Source organism: Collinsella sp. An271 (genome assembly GCF_002159695.1).
Lineage (GTDB): Bacteria > Actinomycetota > Coriobacteriia > Coriobacteriales > Coriobacteriaceae > Collinsella > Collinsella ihumii.
In genome coordinates, this window is sequence record NZ_NFJE01000010.1 from 90,083 (window position 1) to 104,410 (window position 14,328).

Annotated in this window: 18 protein-coding genes; 16 read left to right on the forward strand and 2 right to left on the reverse strand. The window is 66.5% G+C overall.

Annotation, left to right across the window (positions count from 1 at the left end):
- The first annotated feature begins 12 nt into the window (after positions 1–12).
- From B5F74_RS09530 to B5F74_RS09590, 12 genes are all read left to right on the forward strand, one after another.
- The gene (locus tag B5F74_RS09530) at positions 13–1,041 is read left to right on the forward strand and encodes a glycosyltransferase family 2 protein (RefSeq protein WP_158095740.1); all 1,029 of its coding nucleotides are present in this window, start codon (positions 13–15) and stop codon (positions 1,039–1,041) included.
- A 34-nt stretch (positions 1,042–1,075) separates the two neighbouring features.
- On the forward strand, positions 1,076–2,251 hold the full coding sequence (locus B5F74_RS09535) for a polysaccharide pyruvyl transferase family protein (RefSeq protein WP_087201966.1): 1,176 nt from the start codon (positions 1,076–1,078) through the stop codon (positions 2,249–2,251).
- Positions 2,252–2,308: 57 nt separating this feature from the next.
- On the forward strand, positions 2,309–3,766 hold the full coding sequence (locus B5F74_RS09540) for a polysaccharide biosynthesis C-terminal domain-containing protein (protein ID WP_087201968.1): 1,458 nt from the start codon (positions 2,309–2,311) through the stop codon (positions 3,764–3,766).
- Positions 3,767–3,933: 167 nt separating this feature from the next.
- Positions 3,934–4,476 (forward strand): hypothetical protein, encoded by a 543-nt coding sequence (locus B5F74_RS09545; RefSeq protein WP_143753847.1) that lies wholly within the window; start codon positions 3,934–3,936, stop codon positions 4,474–4,476.
- A 3-nt stretch (positions 4,477–4,479) separates the two neighbouring features.
- Positions 4,480–5,496, forward strand: coding sequence for a hypothetical protein (locus B5F74_RS09550; protein WP_087201972.1), 1,017 nt, complete (start codon positions 4,480–4,482; stop codon positions 5,494–5,496).
- The gene (locus tag B5F74_RS09555) at positions 5,496–5,879 is read left to right on the forward strand and encodes a hypothetical protein (RefSeq protein ID WP_087201974.1); all 384 of its coding nucleotides are present in this window, start codon (positions 5,496–5,498) and stop codon (positions 5,877–5,879) included. Before B5F74_RS09550 ends, B5F74_RS09555 begins: the two co-directional genes overlap by 1 nt.
- A complete protein-coding gene (locus B5F74_RS09560; protein WP_087186601.1) occupies positions 5,880–6,209 on the forward strand; it encodes a minor capsid protein in 330 nt (109 codons plus the stop codon).
- Entirely contained in the window at positions 6,209–6,607 is a 399-nt protein-coding gene (locus tag B5F74_RS09565) for a hypothetical protein (protein ID WP_087201976.1), read from the forward strand. Before B5F74_RS09560 ends, B5F74_RS09565 begins: the two co-directional genes overlap by 1 nt.
- Before the next feature lie 165 nt (positions 6,608–6,772).
- Positions 6,773–7,489 carry a phage tail domain-containing protein gene (locus tag B5F74_RS09575; protein ID WP_087201980.1) on the forward strand — a complete coding sequence of 239 codons (717 nt, stop codon included), beginning with the start codon at positions 6,773–6,775 and terminating at the stop codon, positions 7,487–7,489.
- Positions 7,490–8,683: a phage tail spike protein gene (locus tag B5F74_RS09580; protein WP_087201982.1), complete on the forward strand. Its 1,194-nt coding sequence runs from the start codon at positions 7,490–7,492 to the stop codon at positions 8,681–8,683. It begins immediately after the preceding gene.
- A 1-nt stretch (position 8,684) separates the two neighbouring features.
- On the forward strand, positions 8,685–10,202 hold the full coding sequence (locus tag B5F74_RS09585) for a BppU family phage baseplate upper protein (protein WP_204212537.1): 1,518 nt from the start codon (positions 8,685–8,687) through the stop codon (positions 10,200–10,202).
- Entirely contained in the window at positions 10,203–11,585 is a 1,383-nt protein-coding gene (locus tag B5F74_RS09590; protein WP_087201984.1) for a hypothetical protein, read from the forward strand. It begins immediately after the preceding gene.
- Between the two features lie 188 nt (positions 11,586–11,773).
- Here B5F74_RS09590 and B5F74_RS09600 read toward each other — a convergent pair whose 3' ends face one another.
- On the reverse strand, positions 11,774–12,025 hold the full coding sequence (locus tag B5F74_RS09600; protein ID WP_087201988.1) for a hypothetical protein: 252 nt from the start codon (positions 12,023–12,025) through the stop codon (positions 11,774–11,776).
- Positions 12,026–12,153: 128 nt separating this feature from the next.
- On the opposite strand from B5F74_RS09600, the gene B5F74_RS09605 reads away from it, so the two are divergent.
- The 4 genes from B5F74_RS09605 to B5F74_RS09615 are packed head-to-tail and all read left to right on the forward strand — an operon-like array spanning position 12,154 to position 13,660.
- A complete protein-coding gene (locus tag B5F74_RS09605) occupies positions 12,154–12,369 on the forward strand; it encodes a hypothetical protein (protein WP_087201990.1) in 216 nt (71 codons plus the stop codon).
- A complete protein-coding gene (locus B5F74_RS09610; RefSeq protein ID WP_204212538.1) occupies positions 12,366–12,593 on the forward strand; it encodes a hypothetical protein in 228 nt (75 codons plus the stop codon). The genes B5F74_RS09605 and B5F74_RS09610 overlap by 4 nt, the downstream gene beginning before the upstream one ends.
- On the forward strand, positions 12,586–12,729 hold the full coding sequence (locus tag B5F74_RS12425) for a hypothetical protein (protein ID WP_158095741.1): 144 nt from the start codon (positions 12,586–12,588) through the stop codon (positions 12,727–12,729). Before B5F74_RS09610 ends, B5F74_RS12425 begins: the two co-directional genes overlap by 8 nt.
- Positions 12,719–13,660: an N-acetylmuramoyl-L-alanine amidase gene (locus B5F74_RS09615; RefSeq protein ID WP_204212539.1), complete on the forward strand. Its 942-nt coding sequence runs from the start codon at positions 12,719–12,721 to the stop codon at positions 13,658–13,660. Before B5F74_RS12425 ends, B5F74_RS09615 begins: the two co-directional genes overlap by 11 nt.
- A gap of 164 nt (positions 13,661–13,824) precedes the next feature.
- On the opposite strand, the gene B5F74_RS09620 is transcribed toward B5F74_RS09615, so the two are convergent.
- Positions 13,825–14,070: a hypothetical protein gene (locus tag B5F74_RS09620; RefSeq protein ID WP_239283453.1), complete on the reverse strand. Its 246-nt coding sequence runs from the start codon at positions 14,068–14,070 to the stop codon at positions 13,825–13,827.
- Positions 14,071–14,328 lie beyond the last annotated feature (258 nt).

The following is a 14,328-nucleotide window of genomic DNA, read 5'->3' on the forward strand; positions in this document are numbered from 1 at the left end:
AGGATCAAAGAAATGAGATTCTCGATTATTGTGCCGGTCTACAACGTTGAAAAGTATTTACAGGATTGCATAGAATCGATTTTGGAGCAGTCTGTCGAAGACGTGGAAATAATCTTGGTCAATGATGGGTCAACGGACTCAAGCGGGCTGATTTGCCGAGACTATATGCTCAACTATCCTGAGCGCATCAAACTTGTCGAACAGCGTAATCTTGGCCCTTATTTAGCCAGGAGGGCCGGTTATGAACTGGCAAGTGGTGATTATCTCCTCACACTCGATGGCGATGATACACTGCGACCGGATGCGCTTGAGCTCATTACTCAAACCCTATCTCAGTATGACGTCGATATAATCTTGTTCGGAATATCTCGTAGATCGGATTACTCAAGCTTTTGGAGCGAGGAACCGTTTAGTCAAAGCACGTATATTCCTAAAGATGAGCTGAGTTTGATTTATAAGATTGCGTGCACGTCTGGCGCATTAAATTCAATGTGCACGAAGGCTTTCAAAAAAACTCTGCTTGACATCGATAAAGACCACTCGGATATGAGCGGATTCAGCTATGCAGAGGATCTATTCCAATCATTAGCGATAATCGATCGAGCGAGTTCGTTCTACTATCTCCACGAGCCATTGTATTTCTACCGAGTTAACTATGATAGCTCGACAAAAACGTTTGATAGAACTCAACTTGAACAGCGGAATTTCACATGGAGGCAGCATCTTCGCTTTGCCCGGAAATGGGACTCTGATTGCGGTACGAGCGATTTTGAGAACGGCGTATATGCTCTCGGCCAAAGGACGTACGCGGAGGTCTCGCAAGCTGCCTCCGAATCGCTTCCTTATCCTGAGGCAAAGGCTTATCTGAACGACATTACCGACACACCGGCTTATGCTACCGTTTTTTCAGATACAAGTAAGCGTTATGCCTTGCGATTCGACTTTCGACTTTTGATTTTTCTTCTGCGGCGACGCCACTTTCTTGCACTGTATCTGATTTGTCGAATAAAGCGGATGGTTCGCCGCCTGCTGGGCAGATGAAAGTCTGCAATTTATCACAAGAAAGGGAGGGATTATGGACAATCGACCAATCCCATCTTCGCGTGCTTTGATTGAGTTCTATCCAGAGGCGAATCTAGGAGACGACCTTTTTCTTCGCACTGTGCTGACGCGATATCCGGATGTTTTGTTCAGAATAGTTGCTGATAGCAATGCACATGTGGGACATCTGGACTACAGCAACCTCGAGGTCGTTCACGTCCGATGTGGCAGTCGCCTTCCTCCATGCAAGGGAACGAATTTCATCAAAAGTCGAATGCGACAAAGATTGTTACTGCACGAGTTGCAACATGAGGACTGCCTAGTTGTGGTCGGAGGATCGTTGTTTATTCAATCCTTCCCGAGTGGTGCCGTATCAAAAATAATGAATAGCATTATGGTTCGCGACCGACACGGTGTTTATAAGGCGTGCTCCGACACCTTCGTGTTAGGAGCCAACTTCGGTCCCTACTATACGAGCAGTTTCCTCGAGGGGTTCCGAGAGATATTTTCCGCGGACTGCGCCGATGTCTGCTTCCGCGACAGGTACTCGTTCGAGCTCTTCTCCGATCTGGGCAACGTGAGAATTGCTCCCGACATTCTTTTCTCTACCACCTTTCCTGGAGTTGACAAGCAGAGGCATGTGTTCATGTCGGTGATTAACCTGAGGAGCCGGCAGCGAAGCGCATCGCTAGCCGCGCATGCCGCGGCATACGAATCTTGGATGGCTCGAGCGGCACGATGGTTCGCAGAAGAGGGGTATGCAGTGACGGTGTGTTCCTTCTGCAAAGCGGAGGGTGACGAGGAGGCCGTCGAACGAGTCGCGGATGCCGCCGATGGCACTGGCGTCTGCGTGAGCAGGCTGTTCTACCGGGGCGATGTGGATGAGGTCCTGCGGGAGATCGCTGCCAGCGAGGTCGTCGTCGCCACGAGGTTCCATGCCATGGTCCTCGGCCTCGCCGCAGGCGCCAAGGTCCTGTCGATCCCCTACAGCGGGAAGATGACCAACGTGCTGTGCGACCTCGGCCTCAGCGGGCACAACGTGCTGGAGATCCCCGACATCGACCCCGAGGACATGGGGCCCTGCGAGGAGGTTGTCGCCTCTGAACCCTTCGATGCTTCGCGCGTCGCAAGGGAGGCCGTGGGGCACTTCGAGGCGCTCGACGCCTACTTCGGAAGGAAGTCCCCATCAAAGGGAGGAGCGGTCGAATGATGGCCGCCAGACAATCGGATCCAATCGGCCGTCCATCGAGTGCAACAGGTTCTCCCCATGAACAAGTATAGAAACCTCATCATCAACTTCGGGCTGTTCGCGGTGAACGCCGTCGCGACGAAGCTCGTGACGTTCCTGCTCGTGCCGCTCTACACCTACTTCATGAGCGCCGGCGAGTACGGCCTCACGGACATGTCGCTCACCGTCATCTCCCTCGTGACCCCTTTGGCGACCCTCTCGGTGGCGGACGCGGCGGTGCGCTTCATGGTGGGGGACCGCGGCCGGGCCGGCGAGTACGCGTTCGTCGGCTTCGCTGTGACGCTCGCCTCGGTCGCGGCGGTCGCCGCCCTCTCGCCCCTGCTCGGCCTCGGCGCATTCGGCGGGCTCGGGTCCTACAAGGGCTGGTTCGTCCTCGCCTACGCGTCGAGCGCGCTCCTGCAGCTGTGCGGTGAGGTCGCCCGCGGCATGGGGCGGGTCAGGCTCATACCCATATGCGCCGGCCTCTCCTCGCTCGTCACCTGCGTCTCGGCGGTCGCCCTCATAGGCGGGGCGGGCCTTTCCGTGATCGGGTACTTCGCGTCCGTGTCGGTCGGCCCCCTTGCCGCGGTCGTCCTCTACCTCACCGCAGGGGGGCTGGGGCAGCTCGCCCTCCGCGGCGCGCGGGCGGTGCTCGGGGGTTCCGGAGTCTTGAGACGGGTCGCCGCACTCGCGCGCCCGATGCTCGCCTACTCGCTGCCTCTCGTCCCCAACTCCCTGTTCTGGTGGGCGGGCACGAGCATCAACCGCTTCTTCATAACGGGCATGCTCGGCATCTCCGCCTCGGGAATGTTCGCCGCGGGGAGCAAAGTCCCGAACCTCCTCAACACCGCGTACTCCATCTTCCAGCAGGCGTGGCAGCTCTCCGCGTTCCAGGAGTCCGAGGAGGACGGCCTCGCAGGGTTCTTCTCGTCCGTGTTCTCCTTCCTGCAGGCGGCGATGTGCGTCCTGTGCGGGGCGATATCCCTCCTCGCTCCCTGGCTCGCCTCGTTCTTCCTCCAGGGCGAGTTCTACCCCGCCTGGACGATGATCCCCGTGATGCTGCTCGCGAACCTCATGAACGTCTTCAACGCGTTCTACGGGACCGTCTACACCTCCACCATGCACACGGCCTACATCATGAGGACGACTCTTGCCGGTGCGGTGTGCTGCGTCGTCCTCACCCCGGCGCTCATCCCCCTCATCGGTGTGTACGGGGCGTGCGTGGCCTCAGTCGCCAGTCAGGCTCTCGTCTTCGCGATGCGCGCGGCCGACTCGAGAAAGTACGTCGCCTTCGACGCGGGATGGCGCTATCTGCTGCCCACCCTTGCTGTCCTCGTCGTGCAGGCGGTCGTTGCAGCCCTCCAGGTCGACGGGTGGTATGCTGTTTCCGCCGTATGCCTTGTGGCGGTCATGCTCCTGCAGGGGCTGCACATTGCCCCTCAGTTAATCCGCCTTGCGGAGTCTCTGGGAAAGAAGGGAGCTGCCTCCGGTCAATGATGCTCCGCGACTTGATTCGCTGAATTCCGAATGCGCAGGGCTCGCCTCCAGCTGTCGTGTCACCACGGTAGATAGAGCTCTCTTGTGACACCCAAATAGCCTGTACCCATCTGATGGGTGCGGGCTTTTTTCTTTGCCCGCCCGAGGAAAGAGAGGTGGGCCTTTTCATGGAAGGCGGGAACGATGGCGCGGCCGCGCAGGCGCAGGTCGCGGGTCAGCAGGCGGAGGCGGGCGACCAGGCGGCGCAGGCGCAGGCGACGGTGGCCCGGGCGGACCGGGGCGGCTCCGGCGGCGAGGGCGGCGACGCGCTCGAGCGGGCGCGCACGGACTACGAGGCGGCGCTGAAGGAGCGCGACGAGCGGATCGCCGCGCTGGAGGGCGAGATCGCGGAGGCGGCGAAGACCGCCGAGTCCGCGGAGGCGCTCCGCAAGGAGATGGACGAGCTTCGCCGACGCGGCGACGAGGAGCGCGTGGGCTTCGAGCTTCAGATCGCCGGGGCGCGCAACGTCAAGGCCGCCCGGGCGCTTCTTTCTGATTACGACAACGACGTGGACAAGCTCAAGGCGGCGGAGCCGTGGCTCTTCTCGGCATCCCCCGCGCCGGCACCCGCGGGCGCGACGGGGCTGCCGAACGCGGGCGCGGCCACCGACGAGGGCGCGCAGATGAGGCGCTGGCGCAGGATCGCCGGCCTTTCCGAGGACAAGGAGTAACCGATGGCCAATTCCATTGCATACACGAAGAACTACACGTCCGTCCTGGACGAGGTGTACCAGAGAGAAGCATGCTCGACGTGCCTGAACTCGCCGCGCCGCATGGCGCGCGCCGGGAAGAACGCCAAGGAGATCATGGTCCCGAAGATACAGGTCTCAGGGCTCGGAGACTACACCCGAAACGTCGGCTACAAGACGGGCTCGATCACCTACGAGTACGAGACCAAGACGTTCAACTACGACCGAGGCATCAAGCTGCTCGCGGACGTGATGGACGTCGAGGAGTCGGGCGTGCTCGACTGCTTCGTGGAAGCGGGAAGCGAGCTCCAGCGCCTGCAGGTGGCGCCGGAAGCCGACGCCTTCACCTTCTCCGAGATCGCGGGGCACGAGGGCGTCTCTCCCGCCGAGGAGGACTTCTCGGACGCCGACGCCGAGGACGTGCTGGCGAGCCTGCGCGGCGCGACGAACGCGATGGACGAGGCGCAGGTGACGACCGGCAGCCGCATCCTCTTCATCACGCCGACGCTCAAGGGCGTGCTGGACGACTTCTCGCTCGCCAACCCCGCGCGCTCCAACCGCGTGCTCGAGCGCTTCAGCCGCATCGTGGAGGTGCCGCAGGTGCGCTTCTACAGCGCGATCGACCTGCTTCCCGGCGACGATGACCAGTTCGGCTACGCGCGCGCCGAGGGCGAGTACGTGAAGACGACGGACAGCTCAGTGGTGTCCGGCAAGACCTACTACACCGAGAGCGGCGGGAGCTACACCAAGGTGGCGAGCCCGAGCGCGGGCAGCCTCTCCACCTACTACGAGCTCGTTGGCGCGGGCGCGCCGATCAACTACATGGTGGTGGAGCGCTCGGCGGTCATCAAGTTCGACAAGCACGTGGCGTCGAGGGTCTTCTCGCCCGACGAGCTGGAGAACCTGGACAGCTACATGATGAAGTACCGCAAGTACGGCATCGTGGAGCTCCTGGACAACAAGCTGGACGGCGTGCACGTCTCCTGCGCGCCGCTGGCCTAGTGGACGGGGCGACGGGCGCGGCCGGCTGCGGCCCCGCGCCCGTCTCCTATGACTTCTACCTCGACGGGTACGGCGGGGCGCTGGCGGCGGACGCCTTTGCGGAGGCGCTGCCGGCGGCGGTGCGCAGCGTGGGCGCGCTCACGGGGGCACGCGATGTGCGCGAGGAGTGGGACGAGGACGTCGCCGACGCCTGGCGGCGCTCCGTCTGCGCGGCGGCCGACGCCTTCGCCGAGTACGGCGAGGGGCGCGTGGGCGGCTTCTCCATCGGGTCCTTCTCGGTGACGAACTACCGCGACGAGGGCACGACCGGCTCGGATGTGGCTCGGGAGGCCGCGCTCGCGGAGCTGGCGGGGACGGGCCTCTGCTGGAGCGGGGTGAGGTAGATGCGCTTTCTGAGGCCGATACCGAGGAGGCTCCTTCCCGACGACATGATCGTGTGGCCGGCTGCGGGCGACGGGACGTACGGGCCGTCCGTGCTGGTGAGGCACGTGCGCTTCGAGCGTGCGGAATCTGCCGTGGACGACGCCCACCGCAGCGCGGACGGCGGCGCGGGGCGGATCTTCGTTGACGCGGTGAGCTCGGAGGGCGCCTTCGAGGTGCCCGCGGGGTCGCGCGTGCTGGTGGGCGCGGGGCCGAGCGTGCACGTGCGCAGGTGCCGGCGCTGCTGCGTGGTGCGCGGGCACGTGCACCACTGGGAACTGGAGGTGGGCTGATGGCTCCTTGCGGTGAGGTTGCGGGCGCGGTGGCGTCGATGCTCTACGCCCTGGGATTTGCGGGCGTGTTCTGCGCGCCGCCCTCGACAGGGCTTTGTGCCGAGCCGATCGTGGTGACCCAGGGACCCTTCGCGCGGGAGGCGCGGCTGGCCGACGGCGGCGAGCGCGGGCGCGTGGACGTGGGAGTGCTGGTGTGCCGCGAGGAGGCCGGTGCCGCTGAGGCTGTTTGCCTGGCTGCCGAGCGGGCTCTGCGCGGCGCTGCGTGGCCGATCGACGTCGACGGGGTGAGGATCTCCTCGGTGGACTCCGATGGAGCCGGGCCGCGCGGGCGCGACGGGTCCGGGCGGTGGCTGTGGGGGTTCACCTTGATCTGCACGGTGGTGAGGCATGTTGGCTGACACGCATGAGCGCGTACGCGGGTACGGCGTCCGCGAGGATCATAAGAAGGGGCCGGCTCACCGCGATGCGCGGGACGAGAGCCGGCGCAGCGCGTCCGAGACCGAACGGATAGGTCGCGAGCAGCAGCGGCGCGCCACCGCGTACGGGCGCGCACGGGGGCAGCTGTGAGCGGGTTCTTCTACGCGGGGCGCGACTTCTCGCCCCACGTCCAGGCGGAGCTTGTTGAGCCGGCGGCGCACGCCCTGGAGCCGCGAGCGTTCTCGGTGTCCGGCAGGCCCGGCGCGATGCTTTTGGGCAGCGAGCTGCCGCCGCGCGAGGTGCGCCTTCTGCTGCATCTGGACGCGGGGTCGCAGATGACGGGGCTCGAGCTTTCTCGCCTGCGGGCGCTGCTGCGCGCGTGGCTCTGCGCGCCCGGCGGCGGGGATCTCTCCGTTCCCGGCGAGGGCTCGCTCACCTGGCGCGACGTGGTGGTCACGGGAGTCTCGGACTGGGATTCCCTTTTCGAGGGCGGCTCGTGCGCCGTGGATTTCACGTGCTACGACCCGGTGGCGTACGGCGCGGGGCGCTCCTGCACGGGGACAGAGGTCGAGGTGCTGGGCACCTGGCCCACACTTCCCGTGGTGAGGCTGACCGCTGCGGCAGGCTCCTCCGTGAAGGTTGCCGACGAGGACGGCCGCTACGTTCTGGTGGAGCGGGACCTCTTCGCCGGCGACGAGGTGGTGATGGACTTCTCGGCCGAGTCCGTGACGGTGGACGGCGAGGGCGCCTCGGCCGACGTCGCGGTGGAGAGCGCGTTCTTCTCGCTCTCGCCCGGTGCGCACGTTCTGACCTTCTCGGGGTGCTCGGCGCACGAGGTGGCGTGGACGGAGAGGTGGCTATAGATGGTTCCGGCGATCTATCTCTTCGACCGCTTCGACGGGCGGCTGGGGATCCTGCCGGCCGTGGCCTCGCTTGTGCACACCGAGGAGCTGGGCGGTGAGGACACGATCGAGTTCGACTGCACGGTGGCGCCCGAGAAGGGGTCGCGCCTGCTGTGGCGCGACCCGGAGGACGGCGCCTGGCGCGAGCACGTGGTGGCGCGCACCGACGAGCCGCTCGCGGGGCCCGCGCACGTGTACGCCGAGTCCTCTATAAGCGAGCTTCTGGGCGACTTCATCGAGGAGGAGCGCCTGTCCGCGAAGACCGCCGCCGAGGCGCTCGCCGCCGTGCTGGCCCACACGCGCTGGACCGCGGGCGACGTGGGCGCGGGCGACGCGCGGCACGGCTGCCTGCTCTACCATATGAACGCGCTCGCCGCGCTGAGGCGCGTCGAGGAGGTCTGGGGCGGCGAGCTCGATTGCTCGATAGCCGTGGAGGACGGGCGCGTCGCCGGGCGCACGGTGTCGCTGCCCGCGCGGCGCGGGGGCTGGCGCGGGGCGCGGCTCACGCGCGGCAAGGGACTCATAGCCTGCACGCGCACGGTGCTGGAGGACGAGGTGTTCACGGCGCTCTACGGCTTTGGGCGCGGGCTGCCGGTCCTGGACGAGAGCGGCGAGCATACCGGCGGCTACACCAGGCGGCTTACCTTCGGCGCCGTGAACAACGGCGTGAACTGGGTGGGCAGCGACGAGGCGCGCCTGGTGTGGGGGCGGCCCGACGGCGCCGGGGGCCGGGCGCACCGGTTCGGATGCGTGGTGTTCGCCGACTGCGAGGACGCCTCCGAGCTGAAGGCGCTCACGGAGGCGGAGCTCGCGCGGGCGAGCCGCCCCCGCGTGGCCTACGAGGCCGAGGCCGCCGAGGTCTGCGGCTGCGGCTTCGTGGGGCTGGGTGACGACGTCGCCGTGTGCGACGACGCGCGGGTGCCGCCGTGGCGGTTCACGGCGCGCTGCGTGCGGCGCGTGCGGGAGCTCGGCGCGTGCGGGATCGTGCGCCGGCTTGGGCTGGGGGCCGTTGAGCGCACGTCGTGGTCGGCGTCCGCCGACGTGGCGGCGCGCGTGGCCACGGTCGAGGAGACGGCAGCCGCCGCCGGCGAGGCGGCCGCCGCAGCCGCCGGCGCGGTCTCATCCCTGGAGGATCTGAGCGAGATGGAGTTCTGACATGGCTGACGAGGAGACGTTCGCGCTTTCGGGCGACGGGCTGTACGAGGTGACGTGGGACGATGCCGACGCTCCGCTCGGTTTGCCGCTTCTGGCCTCGCCCGCAGACGCACGGGGGCGCGGCATGGACCTTTCCGTGGTGCGCGGCGGCGAGGCGGTCGACCTCACGGGCGCGACCGCCTACCTGCTGTGGCGCCACCGCGAGGCGCGGGCGCGCGGGTGCGAGCCGTTCGAGGCCGTCGACGCCGAGCGCGGCAGGTTCCGTGTGTTCTGGCCCGCCTCGATGGCGTGCGCGGAGGGCACGGTCGACGCGCAGGTGGTGGTCCGCGGCGGTGACGAGGCGATCTCGTCCGCGCCGTTCGCCGTGCGCGTTTCCGCTGCGCTTGCCGGCGTCGAGGGCTCGAGCGGCGACGGGTACTCGATGTTTTTGGAGGCGATCCGGAAGTTCGAGGAGGCCGACGAGCTGATCGACGCCGCCGTCGAGAAGGCACAGCAGGCGGCATCGGCCGCCGAGGGGGCGTCCGCCGCGATCGCTGCGGCGACGGCCGCGGCCGCGGCGGCGACCGAGGCGAAGGACGACCTGCTCGCGGCGGCGGAACGCGGCGACTTCGATGGCGACCCGGGCGCCGCGGGCGCCGACGGGCAGGACGGTGCCGACGGCCAGGACGGCGTGAGCCCGACGGCGAAGGTGGAGCAGACCGAGGCCGGAGCGCTCATCACCGTGACGGACGCTTCCGGCACCACGACCGCGACGCTCGCGCACGGGCAGAAGGGCGACGCGCTCACGTTCGACGACCTCACCGAGGAGCAGGTCGCGGCGCTGCGCGGCGAGAAGGGCGATACGGGCGACGCGTTCGAGTACTCCGACTTCACGCCCGAGCAGCTGGAGGCGCTGCGCGGGCCGGCCGGGGCGGACGGTGCCGACGGTGCGGACGGCATCAGCCCGCAGGTGTTCTTCGTCAGCTATCCCGAGGATGAGGGCATCAAGATCCAGATCTGGGACTACCGGCACGCGGAGGCGCGCGTGATCAGGCACGGCACGAGCTGCACCCACTCGTGGGACGGCACGGTGCTCACCGTGACGAGCGCGAGCGGGACGAGCTCGGCCGACCTCGCGGGACCGAAGGGCGACAAGGGCGACCCCGGCGAAGCGTTTTCGTACTCGGACTTCACGGCGGAGCAGCTGGAGGCGCTGCGCGGGCCAGCGGGCGCCGACGGGGCCGACGGCGCGAACGGGGCCGACGGGGCCGATGCCGGCATCGTGGGGGCGACCGCCACGGTGGACGGGTCCACGGGGACGCCCGCGGTCACCGTGACGATGGGCGGTACGCCGGGGGCGCGGACGTTCGCGTTCGCCTTCTCGGGCCTCAAGGGCGAGGCCGGGGAGCCCGGGCCGCAGGGAGAGCCGGGCGCGGACGGGGCGCCGGGCAGCGCGCCCGACCTTTCCGCGTACGCGACGAAGGCCTATGTGGACCAGGCGATAGAAGGCCTGGACGATCTTTCCGAGATGGAGTTCTAGATGGCTGTGGGGACGGTTACCAAGGCGCTTCTGACCGAGATCGCCAACGCGATCCGCGAGCAGAACGGGCAGCAGGTGCGCTACATGCCGCTGGAGATGAGCTCGCGGGTGCTGGAGATGGACGGGACGCGCGAGGGCGCGGGGCTCGTCGCCGCGCCCGAGGCGGGCACCGGGATCCTCTCCGAGGTCGTGTTCGAGCTTCTGGCCGACGCGATCCGCACGCAGAACGGTTCGACCGCCACCTACACCCCCGCCGAGATGCCGGCGGCGATCCGCGCGCTCACATGGGACACGGGGGTCAAGATGCGCGCGCTGTTGCTCTCTGACGGGACGCTCGAGCTGAACTACCGCGACGGTCGGTCCTCCGACGTGGAGGGGGCGGTGATCCTGGAGGGATGGGAGATCCCGGCCGAGGGCTTCTCGTCCTCGAGCGACATCCCCTGGCGCACGCGGCGCAGCGAGGTGCTGCGGGCGCTGATAGACTCGGACTTCGCGGGCGGCGGCCTGACCAACGCGTCGCACCTGTTCCAAAGCCTGCAGCAGATGACCGAGGTGCGGGGGTTCGAGGCGCTCGAGGGCGCGATGAGCTTCGATCAGGTGTTCTCGAGCTGCCCTTCGCTGGAGAGCGTGTACGCGGCCAGATGGGAGCCTGCCGGCGAGCAGACGGGCAGCCTTGGCCTCTACGGGTGCAACCGCCTGGTGGGCGGGATGGGCTATTCGCCCGACTACGGCGAGGACATCGACGGGCACCTGGGGTTCGGCGAGGACGGCATCCTGACGGATCCCGCGGCCGACGCGCGCGAATGGGTGGCGTGCCACCTGTACGCCGACGGCGAGCTCGTGCTGACGCTGGATCCCGAGCCCGAGGAGGGACGCGAGGTCGCGCTGAGCTCGCGGATGTGCGCGACGGCGCGCTACCGGGCGATCGGGTCGCGCGCCTGGGACGATGCCGGGGTGGACGTGCTGAAGGCGACGTTCTCCGAGGACCTGTCGGGGCTTACGTACGCGAACCTGTCGTACTGGTTCTACACCGACGGGGAGATGACCGAGGTCGTCGGGCTCTCCAACCTGCCGGAGGTCCGGGAGATGCGCTACGCGTTCTCGAACTGCGACGGGCTCACCGAGCTCGACCTGTCTGGATTTCCGACCGAGGGGCTCACGGACCTGTTCTACTGCTTCTCGGGCTGCTCGAACCTGGCGACAATCTGGGCGGATGCGGACTGGTCGCTGCCCGCGGGGTGCGAGGGGTCAGGCATGTTCTACGGCTGCGAGGCACTGGTGGGCGGCGCGGGGACGACGTACGACAGCGGAGGCCGAGACGAGGCCTACTGCCGGATCGACAACCCGCCGGTGGCTCCGGGGTATCTGACGGTGAAGAGCTAGGCTCTGGTGTTCTCAATCTCCCGGTAGAGCCGCTCCGGTTTCATGGTTGATAGCTTGGGGTCGTGGCGAAGCTTGATCTTTACAGCGTTCTCGCGGAGGTATCTTCCTGCTTCGGCTTTGGTGAAATGTTGCTTCTCCACGAGGAACCGCTCGAGACGTCGAGCGGGCGCATACACCCTCATCTCCCACTACACTCGCTCTTCCGCTTCTTGCAAATCGACGCCCCAATGTTCATGCAGAGCCTCCGCTATCGCCGCCTTGTCGTTGCACACATCGACAAGTGCGGCGGTCGCCCTGTTTACCCCCTGGGAGTACTCATCGAACGCAGCCCGCTCCTCCGCTTCGCTGATGTATCGACGTCCGGCTTCGCGAACGGCGTCGAATCCCTTTCTCAACCAATCGACCGCCACTTCTGCAGCCGTTCTTTCAGTGCCCTCCATGTGAACTCCTTTGTGAAGAAACAGAACGCATCATTACACCCATTTTACCAGCTAGATGGGCATTTTGTGACTGCGCATGACACTTCTCCCTGAGGGCGGGGGCGTTCCCGTCCGGGGAGGAGGCGCGCATGGAGTCGGTGATCGCGGCGCTCGTGACGGGAGTGCTCACCCTCGCGGGGGTGCTCGTGTCCAACTCGCGCAGCCGCGCGGTCATGGAGGTCAAGATCGACAACCTGACGCGGCAGGTCGAGAGGCACAACTGCCTCATTGAGCGCACCTATGCCCTGGAGCAGGACGTCGCCGTCGTGAAGGCGGAGATCGACAACCTGAGGAAGGGGCAATGATGGAGGCTTTCCTGACATCCAACGAGTGGCCGTGGCGCCTGGCGCGCACGATCGCGCAGGGTGTGCTCGGCGTGGTCGTGGCCAACGTGGACATGCTCGTGGGCTGCGCGGTGCTGGAGCCCGAGTGGCGCGCGATCGTGGTTGCGCTCGTGATGGCCGTGCTGTCGCCGGTGATGGCGGAGCTCGGAGCGGCGCTGCCGTCGGGCGGTGGTTCCGATGAGTGACGGGCGAGAGTTTGCGAGCGAGGAGGAGCGCTGGGAGGCGCTGCGCGGCGAGGGCGTCGAGGCGGCAGCGCCCGACTGCTGGGAGCCCGACGAGGGCGAGGACGGCGGTTTCGAGGAGGTGCCCGATGGCGTATAGCATCCTCTTCAAGCAGTGCGGCTCTGACCACATGACGCGCGGGCGCTCGCGCGCGATCGACCGCATCGTGGTCCACTTCACGGCGACGCTCGCCTCCGCGCGCAACAACGCGACGTACTTCGCGCGCAACGAGGGGCAGGGCGCGAGCGCGCACTACTTCGTCGACGACATCACGCCGGAGATCTACCAGAGCGTGGCAGAGGGCGACACCGCCTGGCACGCGGGAAACTGGGCGATGAACTGTCGCGCGATCGGCATAGAGGTCGTGTCGGCCGGCGAGGACTTCAGCGCGACCGAGGTCGAGAAGCTGGGCTGGCTGGTCAAGAGGCTCATGGCCAAGTACGGCATCGGCGCCTCCGGGGTCATCCGCCACTACGACGTGACGGGCAAGCTCTGCCCCGCGCCCTACGTGGCGGCGTCCAAGTGGGCGGCGCTGAAGGCGGCGATCACGGGCGGCGTTGTTTCTGGCGGCACGACCCCGGCCGCGCCCAGCGGCACGGTCGCGGAGCTCGCGCGGCGCGTCATCGCCGGGGAGTTCGGCAACGGGGACGCGCGGCGCGCGGCCCTAGGGGGCCGCTACCCCGAGGTGCAGGCGGAGGTGAACCGCATCCTGGCGGGCGGCTCCTCGCCTGCTTCCGCGCAGCCCGCCGCCCCTGACATCGAGGCGCTGGCACAGGCGGTGATCAGGGGCGACTACGGCAACGGGGACGACCGACGCGCGGCGCTCGGTGCGAGCTACGACGCGGTGCAGGCCAGGGTCAACGAGATCCTGGGCACCGGCGGCTCCGACGGCGGGTCGGGCGGGGCCGACATCGACGCTCTGGCGCAGGCGGTCATACGCGGCGAGTGCGGCAACGGCGAGGAGCGTAGGTCGCGCCTGGGGTCGCTGTACGACGCGGTGCAGGCGCGCGTGAACGAGATCCTGCTTTGACGGTAGGTCCGGGCCCAGCGCACGGCTTTTCAACGTTTTCCATGCGCCGGAGGGCCCTGCTATAGCCCGCAGGCGTGTGGGAAATGTTGGAAAGCCCCGGGTCCCTGGCTTTGGGATCGACAAGGTGCGGCCCCGCATCTCTTGGGATGCGGGGCCGCCCTGTCTTAGATTGTTATGCCTTCGCGGTGCCTGGGGCCTGCTACAAGCGTTCGGTACCACCAGTCGCGGTCTCTCGGGCCCGCCTCGGCGAGCGCATCTATCAGGCGGGTCTGGGTCACCTCGTCGAGGCGTGCGAAGTCGTCTCGCATCGCGTTCTCTATGGCCGTGGACGTCTTGATCATGTTGCGCAGTATCCTCTGCTTCTCCTCTAGGGTGAAACTTTCCGGGGAGATTTCGACCAGTTCTGCCATGAAGTAGGCGCGGTCCTCTTCGGCGGTGAGGGCGTTTCAGTCGGTCGCCATTTGGGATCTCCGTTCCCTTCTGGAACCGTCTTTCCGGGACTTCCGGGTGGTACGAATTCCGGTACGAAGGAGCCTGGAAGGAGCGTTTCGCAGCGTTTTCTTGCGTTGTGCGCATCAGTCCGAAAAACGGTGTTCTACCTGCGATAACGATGCTTTTTGTTGCGAAACGCTCCTTGGTGCTTATACCCCCTCAGTCCCCCAGTTCGA